This is a genomic window from Streptomyces sp. DSM 106670 (assembly GCF_055792845.1).
Genome location: NZ_CM147704.1, coordinates 4,628,866 through 4,646,101, shown reverse-complemented (window position 1 = coordinate 4,646,101; position 17,236 = coordinate 4,628,866). Strand labels below are relative to the sequence as shown.

Here is a 17,236-nt window from a genome sequence, read left to right as displayed (position 1 = left end):
CGACCCCTGGGACACCACACCGTGAGCGAACGCGTCATCGCACCCAAGAACCGGGGCTTCCTGTTCCTCGACTCCCACCCCGACGGCTGCCGGCGGCTCGTGGACGAGATGTGGCAGGCCGTCCCCGCCCCGGTCACCGCACGGGCCGAGGGGCCGGTGGCCCTGGTGATCGGTTCGTCCGCCGGATACGGCCTGGCCGCCACGATCGCGGGCCTGGCCCGGGCCGGGATCCGTGGCATCGGCGTGTGCTTCGAGAAGGCGCCCGCCCGCCGCACCGGCACAGCAGGCTGGTACCGCACCGCGGCCACCGCCCGGCTCGCCCGGGAGCACGGGCGGGACATGGTCTTCCTCAACGGCGACGCGTTCAGCGATGCGATGAAGGAGCAGGTGGCCGGCCTCCTCGCCGAACGGTTCGGGGGGCGGCTCGACTTCCTGATCTACTCGGTGGCCGCGCCTCGCCGCACCGACCCGGACACCGGCGACGTGTACGCCTCGGTCCTCAAGCCGGTCGGCTCGCCGCACACCACCAAGACCCTCGTCTTCGACGAGCACGGCGCCCCGGAGGTCAAGGAGGTCACCACCGGGCCGGCCGAGGGTGACGACATCGAGCAGACCGTGGCGGTGATGGGCGGCACGGACTGGGAACGGTGGATCACCTTCCTGGCCGACCGGTCCCTGCTCGCCGACGGCTTCACCACCGCGGCCCTCTCCTACATCGGCTCGCCCCTCACCGCGGCGATCTACCGGCAGGGCACCATCGGCGCCGCGAAGGCCCATCTCGAAGCCACCGCACGCACGTTGGACGAACGTCTCGGCAAGACCGTGGGCGGCCGGGCCGTGACCTCGGTCAACGCGGCCGCCGTCACCCAGTCGTCCACCGCCATCCCCGGGATCGCCCTGTACGTCGGACTGCTGCGCGGCGTTCTCGGCCCCGCCATGGTGGCCCCGATCGGCCAACTGGTCGAGCTGTGGGACCGGTTGACGGGCGCCCGCCCCCTCGACCTCGACGACGAGGGCCGGATCCGCCTCGACACCTGGGAACTCGACCCCGCCGTGCAGGACGCCGTCGCCGAACGCTGGTCTGCCGCCACCAGCGCCACCATCACCGAACTCGCCGACCTCGACTGGTTCAGCGACGAGGTCCGCCGCCTCTACGGGTTCTCCGTCCCCGGTGTCGACCACACCACCGCCGTCGAAACCGACGTCCCCTGGCCCGCACAGCGGAGGCCGGGGTCGAGCTTTTCGACCGCACCGCGATGATCGCCGCCGTGCAGGCACTCACCGCACCGCCCTCCGTCCCCGGCCACGACAGCACCGGTCAACAGGGCGTCGCCGTCACGCCTTGAAGCGTCGGTCACCGTGACGGTCCCCGTATCGGGGTAGAAGTCGGCCCTGAACCGGGAACGTCGGGCCGTACGGAAGTGACGGCCCGTCCGGTCAGTGCCCGCCCGGCTGAAGTCCCCCCGGCTGGAGCCCTGCGTCGCGAGCGAGGAGGGCGGCCTGGACGCGGTTGTCGCAGTCGAGCTTGGTGAGGATGCGGCTGACGTACGTCTTCACCGTGGCCTCGCTCATATGCAGCCGCCGCCCCGCGTCCGCGTTGGAGAGCCCCTCCCCGAGCAGCGCCAGCACCTCGCGCTCCCGGGTGGTGAGCCCGTCGAGCCGACGCCGCGCGGCCTCCCCGCGCGTGGTGGCCCCGGTGGCGGAGAGCGCGTCCGCCACATGCCGAGTGGCCGCGGGTGAGAGATACGCGTTGCCCGCCGCCGCGGCCCGCACCGCCTGGATCAGCTCGCCGGGCGCGGAGTCCTTCAGCAGGAACCCCGCACCGCCGTGGCCGAGCGTCCGCAGTACGTTGTCCCGCTCGCCGAAGGTGGTGAGGATCAGGACCCGTACCTTCGGCGCGGCGCGGCCGAGCTCGACCAGCGCCGTCAATCCGTCCATCACCGGCATCTGGATGTCCAGCAGCGCCACATCGACCCCGCCGCCCCGGGCCTTCTCCACCGCCTCGCGGCCGTCCCCGGCCTCGGCGACCACCTCGATGTCGTCGGCCGAGGTGAGGATCATTCTGATGCCGGCCCTGATGAGCGGCTCGTCGTCGGCGACGAGGACCCGGATCACACAGCCTCCTGCGCGGTGTCGATCATGACGTTGTCAAGGAGAACGGACGGAGTGGCCCCGCCATCATGCCCTGTACCGGCCGACCCGCCGCACGGAGCCCGGCATCACTTCGCCTGGTACGTCTCCTTGGAGACCAACTTCCCGTCCTGGAAGCAGAACCGGAAGACGGTGAGGGCATCGACCCCCCGGTCGTCCTTGGAGGTGAAGTGTCGGCACGTCGCTCCCTCGGGCAGCTTGGGCCCCTGGTCCGCCAGGTCCGAGGTGAGCCACGAGTCCTCTTCGGGGAGCCTGGCCTGGATGTCCGCCTCGGCGTCCCCGACCTTCGCCTCCTCGTAGACGCTCGGCGAGATATCCGCCTTCTTCACCTCTTCCGTCAGGACGCCCACCCCCCAGATGCCCAGGCCGATGACGCCCGCGACGAGGACGACGGCGGTGACGGCGCAGCCGATGGCGACGTTCTTCCTGGTACTCATGATGGTGGTGAACTCCCTCTGTGGATCGGCCCCGTTGATGACCGTTCCACCGTCGACCACCGCACTCGGGCGCCGCTGCCCCCGAACGTCGCGATCCGGTACGACGGAGGTCGCGCCGTACGGCAGCATCCCCGCGACCCGGAAGCCTCCGTCCTCGGTGGGCCCGGTGTGCACCATGCCGCCGATCCGGCCGACCCGCTCGCGCAGCCCTTTCAACCCCTGGCCGCCGCTGATCTCCGGCGGCACCTCGGGCGCTCCGCCCGGCACGGGCCCGTTGGTGACCTCCACGACCAGGCTGTCCGGTTCGTACCGCAGGGCAAGGCGTATCGGGGCGCCCGGCGCGTGCTTGTGGGCGTTGGTCAGCCCCTCCTGGACGATGCGGTACGCCTCGTGGTCGGCGGCGGGCGCCAACGGCCGCCGGACACCGCTCCGGTCCAGCGACACCGCCGTGCCCGCGCCCCGGGACGACTCGACCAGGCCGTCGATGGCGGCGGTGGTACGGGGCGCGTACGGCTCCGAGGCGTCGCCGCCCACCGGCTGCCGCCGGCGCCCCTGGTACTCCCGGTGCTCCCCGTACTCCCGGTACTCCCGGTAGGAAATCTCCCCCTGATTCCCCTGGTGAGACTGATGCCCCTGGTACTGCTGCTCGTTCTGTTGCTCCCGATACTCCGCCTCGTCGTGGAGCACCCCCACCGCCGCCCGCAGCTCCGCCATCGCGGTGACGGCGGCACCCCGCAGGATCCGTACGGCCTCCCGCTGGTTCCCGGTCAGCTCCGGGTCGACCTGGAGGGCGCCCGCGTGCACGGAGATCAGGGCGAGCTGGTGGCCGAGGCTGTCGTGCATGTCATGGGCGATGCGGTTGCGCTCCAGCAACCGCGCCTCACGGGCCACCATCGCCTGCTCGCGCTGGAGTTGCTGGTTGTTCTGCCACAACGCGTCGAGCAGCCGCCGCCGTTGGTCCCGATAGCGGGCGATGAGGGCCGGCACCACGGCCAGGGGGAGGAATGCCACGACGTTCCACCCGAGGGTGACGAGCAGCACGGGCGCGGCCCCCGAGGTGATGTCCTGGTACAGGCCCGGGACGGCGTGGAGCACACACGCGGCCCCGAACGCGGCGGCCACCCGCCAGGGTTCCGTGATCCGCCGCCCCGCCGACCAGGCGGCGCAGACCAGCAGCACGGAGGCCATGACATTCCACCCCCCGGCCAGCGGGGCGGAGAGGATCAGGACGGTCGCGGGCAGCGCGTGGCGCGCGGGCGCCAGCAGAGCCATCGCCCCGGCGAGGAGGACGGTCCGCGCCCCGAGCGTGTCCACCCACGCGCCGAGGCCCGTGGCGAGCCCGGCGAGGGTGACGGCGAGCACCGCCTCCCCGACGATACGGGCGGGGCTCCAGAGCACACCGCCGGTCAACCGCCGCCGGAGGCCCCGAACGGCGAGCCCGGCGGAACGTACCCGTCGATCTCCCGCATCCGTACCCGCCCTCACATCCACATCCACTTCCCTGTCCGCGTACACCGGACCGACGGTAGGACCCCCGGAAGAACGCGCGCGTCGGCCGAGCGTCGTGCCACCGTACGACGAAAGTTGACACCTTTCGTCGCCCGGGATCGCGACTTCCGGAGACTGCGCCGGGCCGGTCCTGCGGCCGACGATGGACGGACCGAAACGGGGACACGGGGACAACGGGAGATGCCACATGGACAGCACGGGCACGGAGTCGAGTACAGGAACGGGCGCGGAGAAGGACAAGGCCACCTTCAGCCTCACCAAGACCACCCCGGACCCCGCCCCAACCCCGACCCCCACCCTCGCGGAAGCACCGGACATCCAGTCCCACGACACTTTCGTCATCAAGAAGACACTGAGCCTCACGGCCGGCGAGTACGTGGTGAGCGTGGCCCGGCCGGACGGCTCCGAGGGCGAGCCCGTCGCCTACGCACGCGAGAAGCGGCTGTCGCTCAGGGGGCAGGTGACCGTCTATACGGACGCGTCCAGGAAGTTTGTTCTCGCCGCCTTCAAGGGCCGCGACCACGAAGTGGGCTACATGTACGACGTGCGGGACGCTTCGGGCCAGTCCTTCGGATCGTTCTACGAGGATGCGGGCGCGTCCTTCCTCCGCAGGACATGGCAGGTGCGGCAGCCGGGGACGATGAAGCTGACCGGCCGCGAGCGCAGCCGGGTGGTGGCCTTCGTCCGGTTCGTCTGGGAGTTCGTGCCGTATCTCGAGTACGTGCCGTTCATCTGGCCGTACCGCTTCAAGTACACCGAGAGCGGCAAGCCGCTGATGACCGTCACCAAGAAGCTGGGGCTGCACACCCGGTACGTACTCGAGATCCTCGCGCCCGACATCGACCGCCGCCTCGCCATCGCCCACACGCTGGCCCTGGACGCCCTGGAAGTGGACTGACACGCACATCACGCCCGTTGCCGACGCCACCGCGTCCTTGTGCACCGCTGCGCTTGCCCGGCCCCCGACAGCGAAACGGATCCAGGCACCCCTTGTCCACCGGCGACGATCATGGAGCCCTGAGGGGAATCGATCATGAAAAGCACAAAGGCCCAGGTCAGAGTCTCTCTGTCCTGGGCCTTCAGTGAGCCGCCTTCGGGATTCGAACCCGAGACCTACGCATTACGAGTGCGTTGCTCTGGCCAACTGAGCTAAGGCGGCGCGCCCTGTCGCACTATGGTGCGATCAGCAGCGGAGCCAAGTCTACACAGTTTCCGGGGGTGCTCCGCACACGGCACCCCCGGATGCGTTTGTGCTGGTCAGAGTGGGTCAGCTGCACTTCTTGCCGTTGGTGGGCGGGGTGCCCTCCAGGAGGTACGTGTTGATCGCCGTGTCGATGCAGTCGCTGCCCCGGCCGTACGCGGTGTGGCCGTCGCCGTCGTACGTGAGCAGGGTGCCGGAGGAGAGCTGCTCGGCGAGGGACTCGGACCACTTGTACGGGGTGGCCGGGTCGCGGGTGGTGCCGACGACGACGATCGGGGCGGCGCCCTTCGCCTCGGTGCGGTGCGGGGTGCCGGTGGCCTTCGTCGGCCAGTAGGTGCAGTTCAGGGAGGCCCAGGCGAAGCCGCGGCCGAAGACCGGGGAGGCCTTCTCGAAGTCCGGGACCGCCTTCTCGACCGCGTCGGGGCCGTCGAAGGCGGGCGGCAGGTCGAGGCAGTTCACGGCGGCGTTGGCGAACATCAGGTTCGCGTACTTCCCGTCCGGCTCGCGCTCGTAGTAGCTGTCGGCCAGGGACAGCAGGCCGGAGCCGTCGCTGCGCTGCGCGCCCGCCAGCGCCTCGCGGAGCTGCGGCCAGGCCGCCTCGTCGTACATGGCGGCGATCACCCCGGTGGTGGCCAGGGACTCGCCCAGCTTGCGGTCGTCGCCGGTCGGGATCGGCTTCGCGTCCAGGTCCGTGAAGAGCTGCTTGAGCGCGGTCGCCGCGTCGGCGGTGGACGTGGTGCCGAGCGGGCAGTCCGGCTGCTTCACGCAGTCGGCGGCGAAGGACTGGAAGGCCCCCTCGAAACCGGCCGTCTGGTCGCGGTTCATGTCGACGGCCTTCAGGGACGGGTCCATCGCCCCGTCCAGGACGAGGCGGCCGGCCCGCTTCGGGAAGAGGTCCGCGTACGTGGCGCCCAGGAAGGTCCCGTACGACGCTCCGACGTAATGCAGCTTCTCGTCACCGAGCAGGGCCCGCAGGACGTCCATGTCGCGGGCCGTGTCGACGGTGGAGACGTACGGGAGGATCTCGCCGCTCCGCTTCTCGCAGCCCGTCGCGAACTTCTCGAAGGCGGCGGAGAGCTTCTGGACCTCCGCGTCGTCGTCCGGTGTCTGGTCGACCTGGGTGTAGGCGTCCATCTCCGGGCCCGTGAGGCACTCGACCGGCTCGCTGCGGGCCACGCCGCGCGGGTCGATGGCCACCATGTCGTAACGGGCCCGCACCTGGGCCGGATAGCCGAGTGCCGCGTACCCCTGGAGATAGCCGATCGCGGAGCCGCCCGGGCCCCCCGGGTTCACCAGGAGGGAGCCGATCCGCTTGCCCGGTCCGGTGGCCTTCTTGCGGGAGACGGCGAGGTCGATGTCGCCGTCATCCGGCTTGTCGTAGTCCTTCGGCGCCTTCATCGTCGTGCACTCGAAGCCCTCCACCCCGCAGTCGCGCCAGCTCAGCTTCTGCGTGTAGTACGACGACAGCCCCTCGGGAGCGGCGGTGCCGGTGGCCGAGGCGTTCGGCGAGGAGCCGCTGCCGCTGCAGCCGGAGATGAGCAGACCGGCAGTGCCGATCCCGATGGCGAAGGTGCGGAGCAGCCGCCTGGTAGTCATTCAGGGAGCGTATCCGGCGGGTGACGAGTCGTCCGATTCCCTGCTCATTCGGGTGAACAGGGGCAGCCGTGCCGGAGTCCTCAGCCCGCCCGCAGCGCCATCGTCATCGCCTCCACCGCGAGCAGCGGCGCCACATTGCGGTCCATCGCCTCCCGGCAGGCGATCACCGACTCGATCCTGCGCAGGGTCTGCGCGGGCGTCGAGGACTCCGCGATCCGGTCGAGGGAGTCCTGCACATCGGCATTGGCGATCGCCAGCTTCGAACCGAGCTGGAGAGCCAGCACATCGCGGTAGAACCCGGTGAGCTCGGTCAGCGCCAGGTCCAGGCTGTCGCGCTGCGTACGCGTCTTGCGGCGCTTCTGCTTGTCCTCCAGCTCCTTCATCGCCCCCGCCGTACCGCGCGGCATCCGGCCCCCGGCGACCCCGCCGAGCGCCGCCTTGAGGTCCTCGGTCTCCTTGGCGTCGACCTCCTCCGCCATCTGCTTGGCGTCGTCGGTGGCCGTGTCGATCAGCTCCTGGGCCGCCTTGAGACAGCCGCCCACATCGGCGACCCGCAGCGGAACCTTCAGCACCGCGGCCCGCCGTGCCCGCGCCCGCTCGTCCGTGGCCAGGCGGCGGGCCCGGCCGATGTGCCCCTGGGTGGCCCGCGCCGCCGCGTGCGCCCGCTCGGGGTCGACGCCGTCGCGGCGGATCAGAACGTCGGCCACGGCCTCCACCGGCGGGGTGCTCAGGGTCAGGTGCCGGCAGCGGGAACGGATCGTGGGCAGGACGTCTTCGAGCGAGGGTGCGCACAGCATCCAGACCGTGCGCGGCGCGGGCTCCTCGACGGCCTTCAGCAGCACATTGCCCGCGCCCTCGGTGAGGCGGTCGGCGTCCTCCATGACGATGACCTGCCACCGCCCGACCGCCGGGGAGAGCTGGGCGCGCCGGACCAGGTCACGGGTCTCCTTCACACCGATGGAGAGCAGGTCCGTGCGGATGACCTGGACGTCGGCGTGCGTACCGATCAGGCTCGTGTGGCAGCCGTCGCAGAAACCGCAGCCGGGTGCACCGCCCAGCGCCCGGTCCGGGCTGGTGCACTGGAGCGCGGCGGCGAAGGCCCGCGCCGCCGTGGACCGGCCGGAACCGGGCGGTCCGGTGAACAGCCAGGCATGCGTCATCTTCGAGCCCTGGTCCAGCGGCTTGCCGTCGGACACGGAGGTGACCAGCGCATCGGCGTCCCTGGCGGCAGCGGCGAGCTGTTCCTGCACTCGGTCCTGCCCGACCAGGTCGTCCCATACGGTCATGGGTCACCCGCCCTTCCGGTGGTGTCGTGCACCGCCCGCGAACCGCGGTGCGTCGTCGCTCTCCATTGGTCGCTCTCCATTGTGGAGGACGCCACTGACAGTCCCGGCCCGCCCGCCCCCGGAGGGACGAACGGGCCGGGACTTCACCGTCGGCGGTGGGGCGGGTACGTCAGCCGCGCGGGCGACGACCCCGGCCCCCGGGGCCCTCGTCGTCCTGGCCGCCGAGCAGCTCGTCCGCCAGGGTCGGCAGATCGTCCAGCGGGGTCTCCTCCGCCCAGTCCGGGCGGGGGCGCTTGCGGCGGCTCTGCTGCCGGTCGGGCGTCGCCCCGGCGTTCGGGTCCTCGACCTGCGGCAGCTCGCGGGTGCGCTCGTTCTCGCTCTCCGCGGGCGCGGCCGCCGGGCCCTCGTCCCGGAAGAAGCCCTGGGGCACCCGGTCGGAGGGCTGGTCGGCGGGCACGGGCGGCAGCACGGCCGTCTCGTCCGCGTCCCGGGCCTGCCGGGGGTCCCCCGGCCGCTGGTCCGTGAAGCGCGGCAGCATCGCCGTCTCGTCGTCCCCCGAAGCAGCGCCGGAAGCCGCGCCGGAGCCGGAACGAGAACCCGTGCCCGTACCCGTACCGGATCCGGAAGGACGGTCGTCCTCCGGACGCGCCGTCGGGACCGGCTGCGTGATCTCGTTCGGGTTCACGATCGGTGTGGGCACCGTGAGCTCGTTCTCCGGCACCGTCGGACCCGACGCGCCCTCGGAGCGCGAGGACGTCTCCGTACCGGACGTACGCGATACCCGCTCGGCCTCGGCCCGCGCCGCCTCCGTACGTGCGGCGGCGTCGGCCTCGGCCCGGCGGCGGGCCTCCTCCGCGCGCAGCAGGGCCTCTTCGGCCTTGCGCTGCTTCTCCAGCCGCTGGGCCTCGGCCTCCTTGCGCTGCCGGGCCTCCTCCTCGGCCTGCTTGCGCAGACGTTCCTGCTCGGCCTCGCAGACCCGCTCCTCGGCCTCCAGCCGGAGCCGGTCCTCCTCGGCGCGGCGGCGGGCCTCCTCGGCACGCTGCCGGGCCTCCTCCGCCTGGCGTTCGGCCTCGCGGCGGCGAGCCTCCTCCAGCTCGCGCTGCTTGCGCTCCTCCTCCTCGGCGCGCAGCCGGGCGAGCTGCTCCTGGCGCTCCTTCTCCAGGCGCTCCTCCTCGGCCTTGCGGGCGGCCTCTTCCTCCGCCTTGCGCCGGGCTTCCTCCTCGGCCTTGCGCCGGGCCTCCTCGATGGCCTCGATCTCGGCCTCGGAGAGCGGCAGGAGCTGGTCGAGCCGGTGCCGTACGACCGTGGTGATCGACTCAGGCTCCTGGCCGGCGTCCACCACCAGATAGCGCGTCGGGTCGGCGGCGGCCAGGGTCAGGAACCCGGACCGCACCCGCTCGTGGAACTCCGCCGGCTCCGACTCCAGCCGGTCCGGCGCCTCCGTGAACCGCTCCCGCGCGGTCGCCGGGTCGACGTCCAGCAGCACCGTCAGATGCGGTACGAGGCCACTCGTCGCCCACCGCGAGATCCGGGCGATCTCGGTCGGGGCCAGGTCCCGGCCCGCGCCCTGGTAGGCCACGGACGAGTCGATGTAGCGGTCGGAGATGACGATCGCGCCGCGTTCCAGCGCCGGGCGGACGACGGAGTCGACGTGCTCGGCGCGGTCGGCGGCGTACAGCAGGGCCTCGGCCCGGTTGGAGAGACCGGCGGAGGACACGTCCAGCAGGATCGACCGCAGCCGCTTGCCGATGGGGGTGGCCCCGGGCTCGCGGGTGACGACGACCTCGTGGCCCTTGGCCCGGATCCAGTCGGCGAGCGCCTCGACCTGGGTGGACTTGCCCGCTCCGTCGCCGCCCTCCAGAACGAGGAAGAAGCCGGTGGCCGCGGGCGCGACGGCCGGTTCGTCGCCGCGCAGCGCCTCGCGCAGGTCCCGGCGCAGCGGCACACCCGCCCGGTCGTCCGTCTTGGCGAGGACGACGGCGGCGACGGGCAGCAGCAGCGCGCCGAGCAGCATCAGGGTGAAGGCGGCCCCGCCGTGGGCGAAGACGAAGTCACCGGCGACCAGGCGGTGCCGGCCGATCGCGGCGGCCAGCAGCGGACCGGCGACCGCGCCGAGCGCCACGAGCACCCGGACGACGGCCTGGAGGTGCTCGGTGGTCCGGGCCTGCCGGAACGCCTCGGTCTCCTGGTCGATCAGGGTGTGCCCGGTGTTGGCGGCGACCCCGGCGGTGTAGCCGGCGAGCAGCGCGATGGCGATCCCGGTCGCGGTGTCCGGCACCAGGCCGAGCGCGAGGAGCGCGAGGCCCGTGACGGCGGTGGCCAGCGCCAGCATGCGGCGGCGCGACAGGGTGGGCAGTACGTGGCGTGCCGTACGGATGCCGAGGGCGGTGCCGCCGGTCAGCCCGAGGATCAGCAGCGCGAAGGTGGCCGGTCCGCCGCCCAGGTCGTAGGCGTGCAGCACGGAGACGGCCGCGGCCGCGGCGACGACTCCGGCGACGGCCGCGCAGACCGCGACGAGCAGCGGCACCGCGCCGGTGCGGCCCTTGTCGGGGCCGTTGCCGGTGGCGGGGCGGCGCAGGCCCTCCAGCGGGGAGCGCGGCCGGGGCGTCTGGGTGGCCGGGAACTCCAGGAAATACAGGGTGGAGATGGAGGCGGAGAAGAGTCCGGCCGCGACGTAGGACCCCAGGGCCGCCTGGTGGAAGGAGAACCACTCCAGGCCCGAGCCGAGGAGGTTGCCGACCAGTGTGGCGACCAGCAGGACCACCGCGGCGGCGGGCACGGCGAGGAAGTTGGTGCGGAGGGACAGACGGCGCAGGGCGTCGTGGTGGTCGGGCAGGGGGCGTACGGCCGCGCCTTCGAGCGGCGGGGCGGGCAGCAGCGCCGGGGCGGCGCTGTCCTTGGCCACGGCCCACAGGCGCTCACCGGCGCCGGTCACGAAGACGGTGATGAGGATCATCATGAGCGCCTTGTCGGGCGTCCAGTCGATCCACAGCGGGGCGACGACCAGCAGCGCCAGGCGCAGCCCGTCCACCCCGATCATCAGCCATCGCCGGTCCAGCTTTCCGCCGGGCCCCGTGAGGGACGTCAGGGGCCCCAGGAGTACGGCTCCGAAGAACAGGGTGGAAAGGATCCGGGCACCGAAGACGGCGGCGACGGCGAAGGCCGCCCCGCGGTATCCGGTGCCGAATGAGCCCTCAAGGACCGCCGCTTGCAGCGACAGCAGCACCAGCACGAGAAGGGCGAGTGCATCGCCGATACCGCCGACGAGCTGGGCACTCCACAACCGCTTCAGCGGGGGAATGCGCAACAGGGCCCGTACGGCGCGCTCGCGTGAGTCTGCGGCAAGTGTGTCGGAGGTGGGGCTCACGACCGTTGGCTGCTCGGCTCGCGTCATCCGCCCAGCCTATCGGCAGCGGTGCGGTGACTGTCGGCCCGTCCGAACATATGGACGCAGACAGTTTCGGCCATGGCGCCCGCGGGCCCCTTGACGCACCGCCGCCCGGCGTCCGGATCACGAGGATCCGGGCGCCGGGCGGGGTGCTGTCCGCTCGGTGCGGCCGTCGGTCGTCCTGCTCGGTGCGACCGTCAGTCGTCCGACGGGGCGGACGCCGAAGCCGTCTTCTTCGCCGCCGTCGTCGTCTTCTTGGCAGCCGTCTTCGTGGCCGTCGCCTTCTTGGCCGTCGTCGTCTTCTTCGCGGCGGTCTTCTTGGCGGCCGTGGTCTTGGTGGCCGTCGTCTTCTTCGCGGCCGTCTTCTTGGCCGTCGCCTTCTTCGCGGGGGCTTTCTTGGCCGTCTTCTTCTTGGCGGGCCCCTTGGCGCGCTTCTCGGCGAGCAGCTCGTAGCCGCGCTCCGGCGTGATGTCCTCGACGCTGTCGTCGGTCCGCAGCGTCGCGTTGGTCTCGCCGTCGGTGACGTACGCGCCGAAGCGGCCGTCCTTCACCACGACCGGCGCACCGCTGACCGGGTCGGTGCCCAGCTCCTTCAGCGGCGGCTTGGCCGCGGCCCGGCCGCGCTGCTTGGGCTGGGCGTAGATCGCGAGGGCCTCTTCGAGGGTGATGTCGAAGAGCTGGTCCTCGGAGGTCAGCGACCGGGAGTCGGTGCCCTTCTTCAGATACGGGCCGTAGCGGCCGTTCTGCGCGGTGATCTCGACGCCCTCGGCGTCCTCGCCGACGACGCGCGGCAGCGACATCAGCTTGAGGGCGTCGGCGAGGGTGACCGTGTCCAGGGACATGGACTTGAAGAGCGAGGCGGTCCGCGGCTTCACCGCGTTCTTGCCGGTCTTCGGCGTGCCCTCGGGCAGCACCTCGGTGACGTACGGGCCGTAGCGGCCGTCCTTGGCGATGATCTGGTTGCCGGTCACCGGGTCCGCGCCCAGCTCGAAGTCGCCGCTCGGCTTGGCCAGCAGCTCCTCGGCCAGCTCGACGGTCAGCTCGTCGGGCGCGAGGTCCTCGGGCACATCGGCACGCTGGTGCCCCTCGGCGTCCTTCTCGCCCCGCTCGATGTACGGGCCGTAGCGGCCGACGCGGAGCTTGATGTCGTTGCCGACCGGGAAGGAGGAGATCTCCCGGGCGTCGATCGCACCGAGGTCGGTGACCAGGGCCTTCAGGCCGCCGAGGTGGTCGCCGTCGCCGTTGCCCGCGTCGGAGGCCGATCCGGCTCCGGCGGTGTCCTCACCGGGCTGGGCGCCGAAGTAGAAGCGCTTGAGCCACGGCACGGACTGGGCCTCGCCCCGCGAGATGCGGTCGAGGTCGTCCTCCATGCGGGCGGTGAAGTCGTAGTCGACCAGCCGGCCGAAGTGCTTCTCCAGCAGGTTGACCACGGCGAAGGACAGGAAGGACGGGACGAGTGCCGTGCCCTTCTTGAAGACGTAACCGCGATCCAGGATGGTCCCGATGATCGAGGCGTACGTGGAGGGGCGGCCGATCTCGCGCTCTTCCAGCTCCTTGACCAGCGAGGCCTCGGTGTAGCGGGCCGGGGGCTTGGTGGCGTGCCCGTCGACCGTGATCTCGTCGGCGGACAGCGCGTCGCCCTCGGCCACCTGCGGCAGCCGGCGCTCGCGGTCGTCCAGCTCGGCGTTCGGGTCGTCGGCGCCCTCGACGTACGCCTTCATGAAGCCGTGGAAGGTGATCGTCTTGCCGGAGGCGGAGAACTCGGCGTCACGGCCGTCGCTCGCCCGGCCGCCGATCTTGACGGTGACGGAGTTACCGGTCGCGTCCTTCATCTGGGAGGCGACGGTCCGCTTCCAGATCAGCTCGTAGAGCCGGAACTGGTCGCCGGTGAGCCCGGTCTCGGCGGGGGTGCGGAAGCGGTCGCCGGAGGGGCGGATCGCCTCGTGCGCCTCCTGCGCGTTCTTGACCTTGCCGGCGTACGTACGCGGCTTGTCGGGGAGGTAGCTCGCCCCGTACAGCTGCGTGACCTGGGCCCGGGCCGCGGAGATCGCGGTGTCCGAGAGGGTCGTGGAGTCCGTACGCATATAGGTGATGAAGCCGTTCTCGTACAGCTTCTGCGCCACCTGCATGGTCGCCTTGGCCCCGAAGCCCAGCTTGCGGCTCGCCTCCTGCTGGAGGGTCGTGGTCCGGAAGGGGGCGTACGGGGAGCGGCGGTACGGCTTCGACTCGACGGACCGGACCGCGAAGGAGGAGTCGGCGAGCGCGGCGGCGAGCGCGCGGGCGTTCGTCTCGTCCAGGTGCAGGGTCTGGGCGGAGCCGGCCTTCAGCTGCCCGTCGGGGCCGAAGTCGCGGCCCTGGGCGATGCGGCGGCCGTCGACCGCGCTGAGGCGGGCGGTCAGCGTCGAGGGGTCGGAGGCGTCACCGGTGCGGCCGGTGGCGAACTTTCCGGTCAGGTCCCAGTACTCGGCGGAACGGAAGGCGATGCGCTCGCGCTCCCGCTCGACGACGAGGCGGGTGGCGACGGACTGGACGCGGCCCGCCGAAAGCTTCGGCATGACCTTCTTCCACAGGACCGGCGAGACCTCGTAGCCGTAGAGGCGGTCGAGGATACGGCGGGTCTCCTGGGCGTCGACCATGCGCTGGTTGAGCTCGCGCGGGTTGGCGACGGCGGCCCGGATCGCGTCCTTGGTGATCTCGTGGAAGACCATCCGGTGGACCGGGACCTTGGGCCGCAGGACTTCCTGGAGGTGCCACGCGATGGCTTCGCCCTCGCGGTCCTCATCGGTGGCGAGGAAGAGTTCGTCGGACTCGGCCAGCAGCTGCTTGAGCTTCCTGACCTGGGCCTTCTTGTCGGCGTTGACGACATAGATGGGCTGGAAGTCGTGTTCGACGTCCACCCCGAGGCGGCGGACCTCGCCGGTGTACTCGTCCGGGACCTCGGCCGCGCCGTTCGGGAGGTCGCGGATGTGCCCGACGCTCGCCTCGACGACGTATCCGGGGCCGAGATAGCCCTTGATCGTCTTCGCCTTGGCAGGCGACTCGACGATGACGAGTCGGCGGCCGCCCTGTGCGGTCTCGCTGGTCGGGGACAACTTCGCTCTTCTCTCCGGTCGACACTCGGTGGGCATCCGGGCAGCGTCGTGACGCTGCCCGCGGTGCTGTCGCTGCGGAGTGTGACGGTACAACCCGCCCCCGTGTCAAACGGCAAAAGCCCGCAACGGCCACTCGAACGGTAACCCGACTTCCGCCATTCCTGCCGCCCGGACCGCCGGGTCCGCGCCGTGCGGGGCTTCGGCCTGCGGCTTTTCGGAGGCGGTCGCGGTGACCTTCGGAAGACCTGTCGTCCCGGGCTCCGCCCGGCCGGAGGCGAGGATCAGACGAGCGTGAAGCACCACACGCCGAGGCCGAGGAAAACTACGCCGAAGAGCGTCGTGAGTGCGGTGGAGGCGACGGGGCTCACACCGTGCGCCACCGGCGCGCGGTGCAGGGCTCGCGCCCCTGTCCAGATCAGGAGGGCGGCGCCGAACAGCGCCAGGGCCGTACCGGCGAAGACTGCTGAGACGCTCTCCATGTCGTACTCCTGGACCGTCGTGTGACCCGTCGGGCGGACCGCCCGGGACGGGCCGGCCGGCCCGTCGGATCCGGACCTCGGCGGTCCGGCACGGGGAGGTTGTCACTCCGGGGCATCGTCCACACGAACCCGGGGTGAACAGCACTCTCCCGCCGCCCGGCGGAACACCATCAGCCGCTTACGGACCGGCAGGGACCGGTACGGACCGGCCTCCGGAGAACGCGGGCGGGGCCGGCCCGGGGACCGCGCCCCGACCGCGTGGTCCGACCGCGACCGGAATCCGCGGTCCGGGCGCGTCGGAGGGAGCGCCGGGTACGAACACACTGGTGAAAAGGTCACCGCCGCCCGAACGGGGAGCGGCCCCGGCCCGTACCGGAAGACAGCCGTACGGGCGGCCACAACCCGTATGGGAAGGCATCCGTACGGGCGGCCCCGGCCCGGACGGGAAGACATCCGTACGGCGGCCCCGGCCCGGACGGGAAGGTATCCGTACGGGCAGGACCTACGCGCCCCGCACGCCCTGCTGTCCGACGCCGGGCACCGGCTCCAGGAAGCCCTCCTCGACCAGCAGCCGGATCGCCTGCGGGGTGCGATCGCGCAGCAGCACCGGGTCCTCCGCCATCAACTGCGCGATGGCGTCCAGGATCCGCCCGGCGGGCAGCGAGCCGTCGGACACACCCGCGAACCCGGCGGCCACCGCGTCGACCTTGGTCGCCCGCATCATGCCGCGGTGCTGACGCAGCACCACATGCTCGGGGTCCTCCGCGCCGGGCAGGCCGACCTGCTCCTGCACGACCTCCGCGGCGAGGGAGAAGTGCCCGGCGAGCAGCGCCGCGTCGTCCTGGTCGCGGAGGTAGTCCTGGCGGGCGAAGTGGTCCTGGACGGCCTGCCCGAGCGGCTGCTGCACCGCGTGCGGCCACTCCTCGACGACGATCGAGGGGTTCCCGGCCGCCGCCGCGGCGGACTTGCGCAGGGTGATCCAGCCGAACCCGACGGCCGTGGCGCCCAGCGCCTCGAACTCGTCGAGCCACGCCTCGTACCGCTCGTCGTACTCCGCCGGATCGCTGCGGTGGTCGCCGCTGTCCCGCAGCCACAGCTCGGCGTACTGCGTGACGTCCTGCACCTCGCGCTGGACGATCCAGGCGTCGCAGCCGTACGGCACCCAGGAGCGCAGCCGGTCCTGCCACTCCTCGCCCTCCACGTGCTGCCAGTTGGCGAGGAACTGGGCGTATCCGCCGTCGTTCAGATGGTCGCCCGCCTGCTGCACCAGCGTGCGGCACAGGTCGTCGCCGCCCATGCCGCCGTCCCGGTAGGTGAGGCGGGCGCCGGGCGAGATGACGAAGGGCGGGTTGGAGACGATCAGGTCGAACGTGTCGGAGCCCACCGGCTCGAAGAGGGAGCCCTCGCGCAGATCGGCGGGGGCGGCGCCGGACAGGGCGAGGGTGAGCCGGGTGAACTCCAGGGCGCGGGGGTTGAGGTCGGTGGCGATTACCCGGGTCGCGTGCTGGGCGGCGTGCAGCGCCTGGATGCCGGAGCCCGTACCGAGGTCGAGGGCCGAGGCGACCGGCGTACGGACGGTGATGCCGGCGAGGGTGGTGGAGGCCCCGCCGACGCCGAGGACGACGCCCTCCTCGCGCGAGCCGATCCCGCCCGCACCGCCGACCGCGCAGCCGAGGTCGGACACGATGAACCAGTCCTCGCCGTCCGGGCCCCCGTACGGCCGTACGTCGACGCTCGCGCGGACCGTGCCGTCGTCCGCCTCCCGGGTCACCCAGCCGTCCGCGGCGCACTCGTCCAGCGGCAGGGCGGCGCGGGCCCGCTCCTCGGCGACGGGCCGCTGCAGGAGGAACAGCCGCACCAGCGTGTCGAGCGGGGTGTCGCCCCGGGTGGCCCGCAGCGCGGGGACGGTCTCACTGCGGGCGAGGGCGGCATAGGCGGGCGCGCCGAGGCGGTCGAGGAGCCCGTCCGCGGTGAAGTCCGCGGCGAGCAGGGCCTCACGGAGGCCGGCGGCGTGGTCGGGTGCGGGAAGGCTGCTCTTACTCACCCACCCATTGTGTCCGGTCCCACCGACAACGGCAGCGGCCCGGACACCCGGCG

The 17,236-nt window shown here is 72.1% G+C and carries 10 protein-coding genes and 1 tRNA gene; 2 read left to right on the top strand and 9 right to left on the bottom strand.

The window, feature by feature from the left end:
• Positions 1–21: 21 nt before the first annotated feature.
• On the top strand, positions 22–1,260 hold the full coding sequence (fabV, locus tag ACSMXR_RS20500) for an enoyl-[acyl-carrier-protein] reductase FabV (RefSeq protein ID WP_473169607.1): 1,239 nt from the start codon (positions 22–24) through the stop codon (positions 1,258–1,260).
• 177 nt (positions 1,261–1,437) lie between these two features.
• Here the strand turns inward: fabV and ACSMXR_RS20495 are convergent, their stop codons facing one another.
• Both ACSMXR_RS20495 and ACSMXR_RS20490 read right to left on the bottom strand, forming a co-directional pair.
• Complete coding sequence (locus ACSMXR_RS20495) at positions 1,438–2,115, bottom strand: response regulator transcription factor (RefSeq protein WP_381907033.1); 678 nt, start codon at positions 2,113–2,115, stop codon at positions 1,438–1,440.
• A gap of 104 nt (positions 2,116–2,219) precedes the next feature.
• Positions 2,220–3,986: a sensor histidine kinase gene (locus tag ACSMXR_RS20490; RefSeq protein WP_473169606.1), complete on the bottom strand. Its 1,767-nt coding sequence runs from the start codon at positions 3,984–3,986 to the stop codon at positions 2,220–2,222.
• 298 nt (positions 3,987–4,284) lie between these two features.
• Here ACSMXR_RS20490 and ACSMXR_RS20485 point away from each other — a divergent pair, with 298 nt between their 5' ends.
• Positions 4,285–4,995 (top strand): LURP-one-related family protein, encoded by a 711-nt coding sequence (locus ACSMXR_RS20485; protein ID WP_473169605.1) that lies wholly within the window; start codon positions 4,285–4,287, stop codon positions 4,993–4,995.
• A gap of 187 nt (positions 4,996–5,182) precedes the next feature.
• Here the strand turns inward: ACSMXR_RS20485 and ACSMXR_RS20480 are convergent.
• The 7 genes from ACSMXR_RS20480 to ACSMXR_RS20450 all read right to left on the bottom strand — a co-directional run bounded on the left by ACSMXR_RS20480 (position 5,183) and on the right by ACSMXR_RS20450 (position 17,183).
• Positions 5,183–5,256: transfer RNA gene (locus tag ACSMXR_RS20480), tRNA-Thr, on the bottom strand.
• Between the two features lie 108 nt (positions 5,257–5,364).
• Positions 5,365–6,894 carry an alpha/beta hydrolase gene (locus ACSMXR_RS20475; protein ID WP_381791093.1) on the bottom strand — a complete coding sequence of 510 codons (1,530 nt, stop codon included), beginning with the start codon at positions 6,892–6,894 and terminating at the stop codon, positions 5,365–5,367.
• Positions 6,895–6,974: 80 nt separating this feature from the next.
• Positions 6,975–8,180 (bottom strand): DNA polymerase III subunit delta', encoded by a 1,206-nt coding sequence (locus ACSMXR_RS20470; protein WP_137235652.1) that lies wholly within the window; start codon positions 8,178–8,180, stop codon positions 6,975–6,977.
• 169 nt (positions 8,181–8,349) lie between these two features.
• Positions 8,350–11,574 (bottom strand): dTMP kinase, encoded by a 3,225-nt coding sequence (gene tmk / locus ACSMXR_RS20465; RefSeq protein WP_473169604.1) that lies wholly within the window; start codon positions 11,572–11,574, stop codon positions 8,350–8,352.
• Between the two features lie 191 nt (positions 11,575–11,765).
• Positions 11,766–14,660: a type I DNA topoisomerase gene (gene topA, locus ACSMXR_RS20460; protein WP_218525332.1), complete on the bottom strand. Its 2,895-nt coding sequence runs from the start codon at positions 14,658–14,660 to the stop codon at positions 11,766–11,768.
• Between the two features lie 281 nt (positions 14,661–14,941).
• Positions 14,942–15,139: a hypothetical protein gene (locus ACSMXR_RS20455; protein WP_032791540.1), complete on the bottom strand. Its 198-nt coding sequence runs from the start codon at positions 15,137–15,139 to the stop codon at positions 14,942–14,944.
• Positions 15,140–15,641: 502 nt separating this feature from the next.
• Positions 15,642–17,183: a DUF7059 domain-containing protein gene (locus ACSMXR_RS20450; RefSeq protein WP_473169603.1), complete on the bottom strand. Its 1,542-nt coding sequence runs from the start codon at positions 17,181–17,183 to the stop codon at positions 15,642–15,644.
• Positions 17,184–17,236 lie beyond the last annotated feature (53 nt).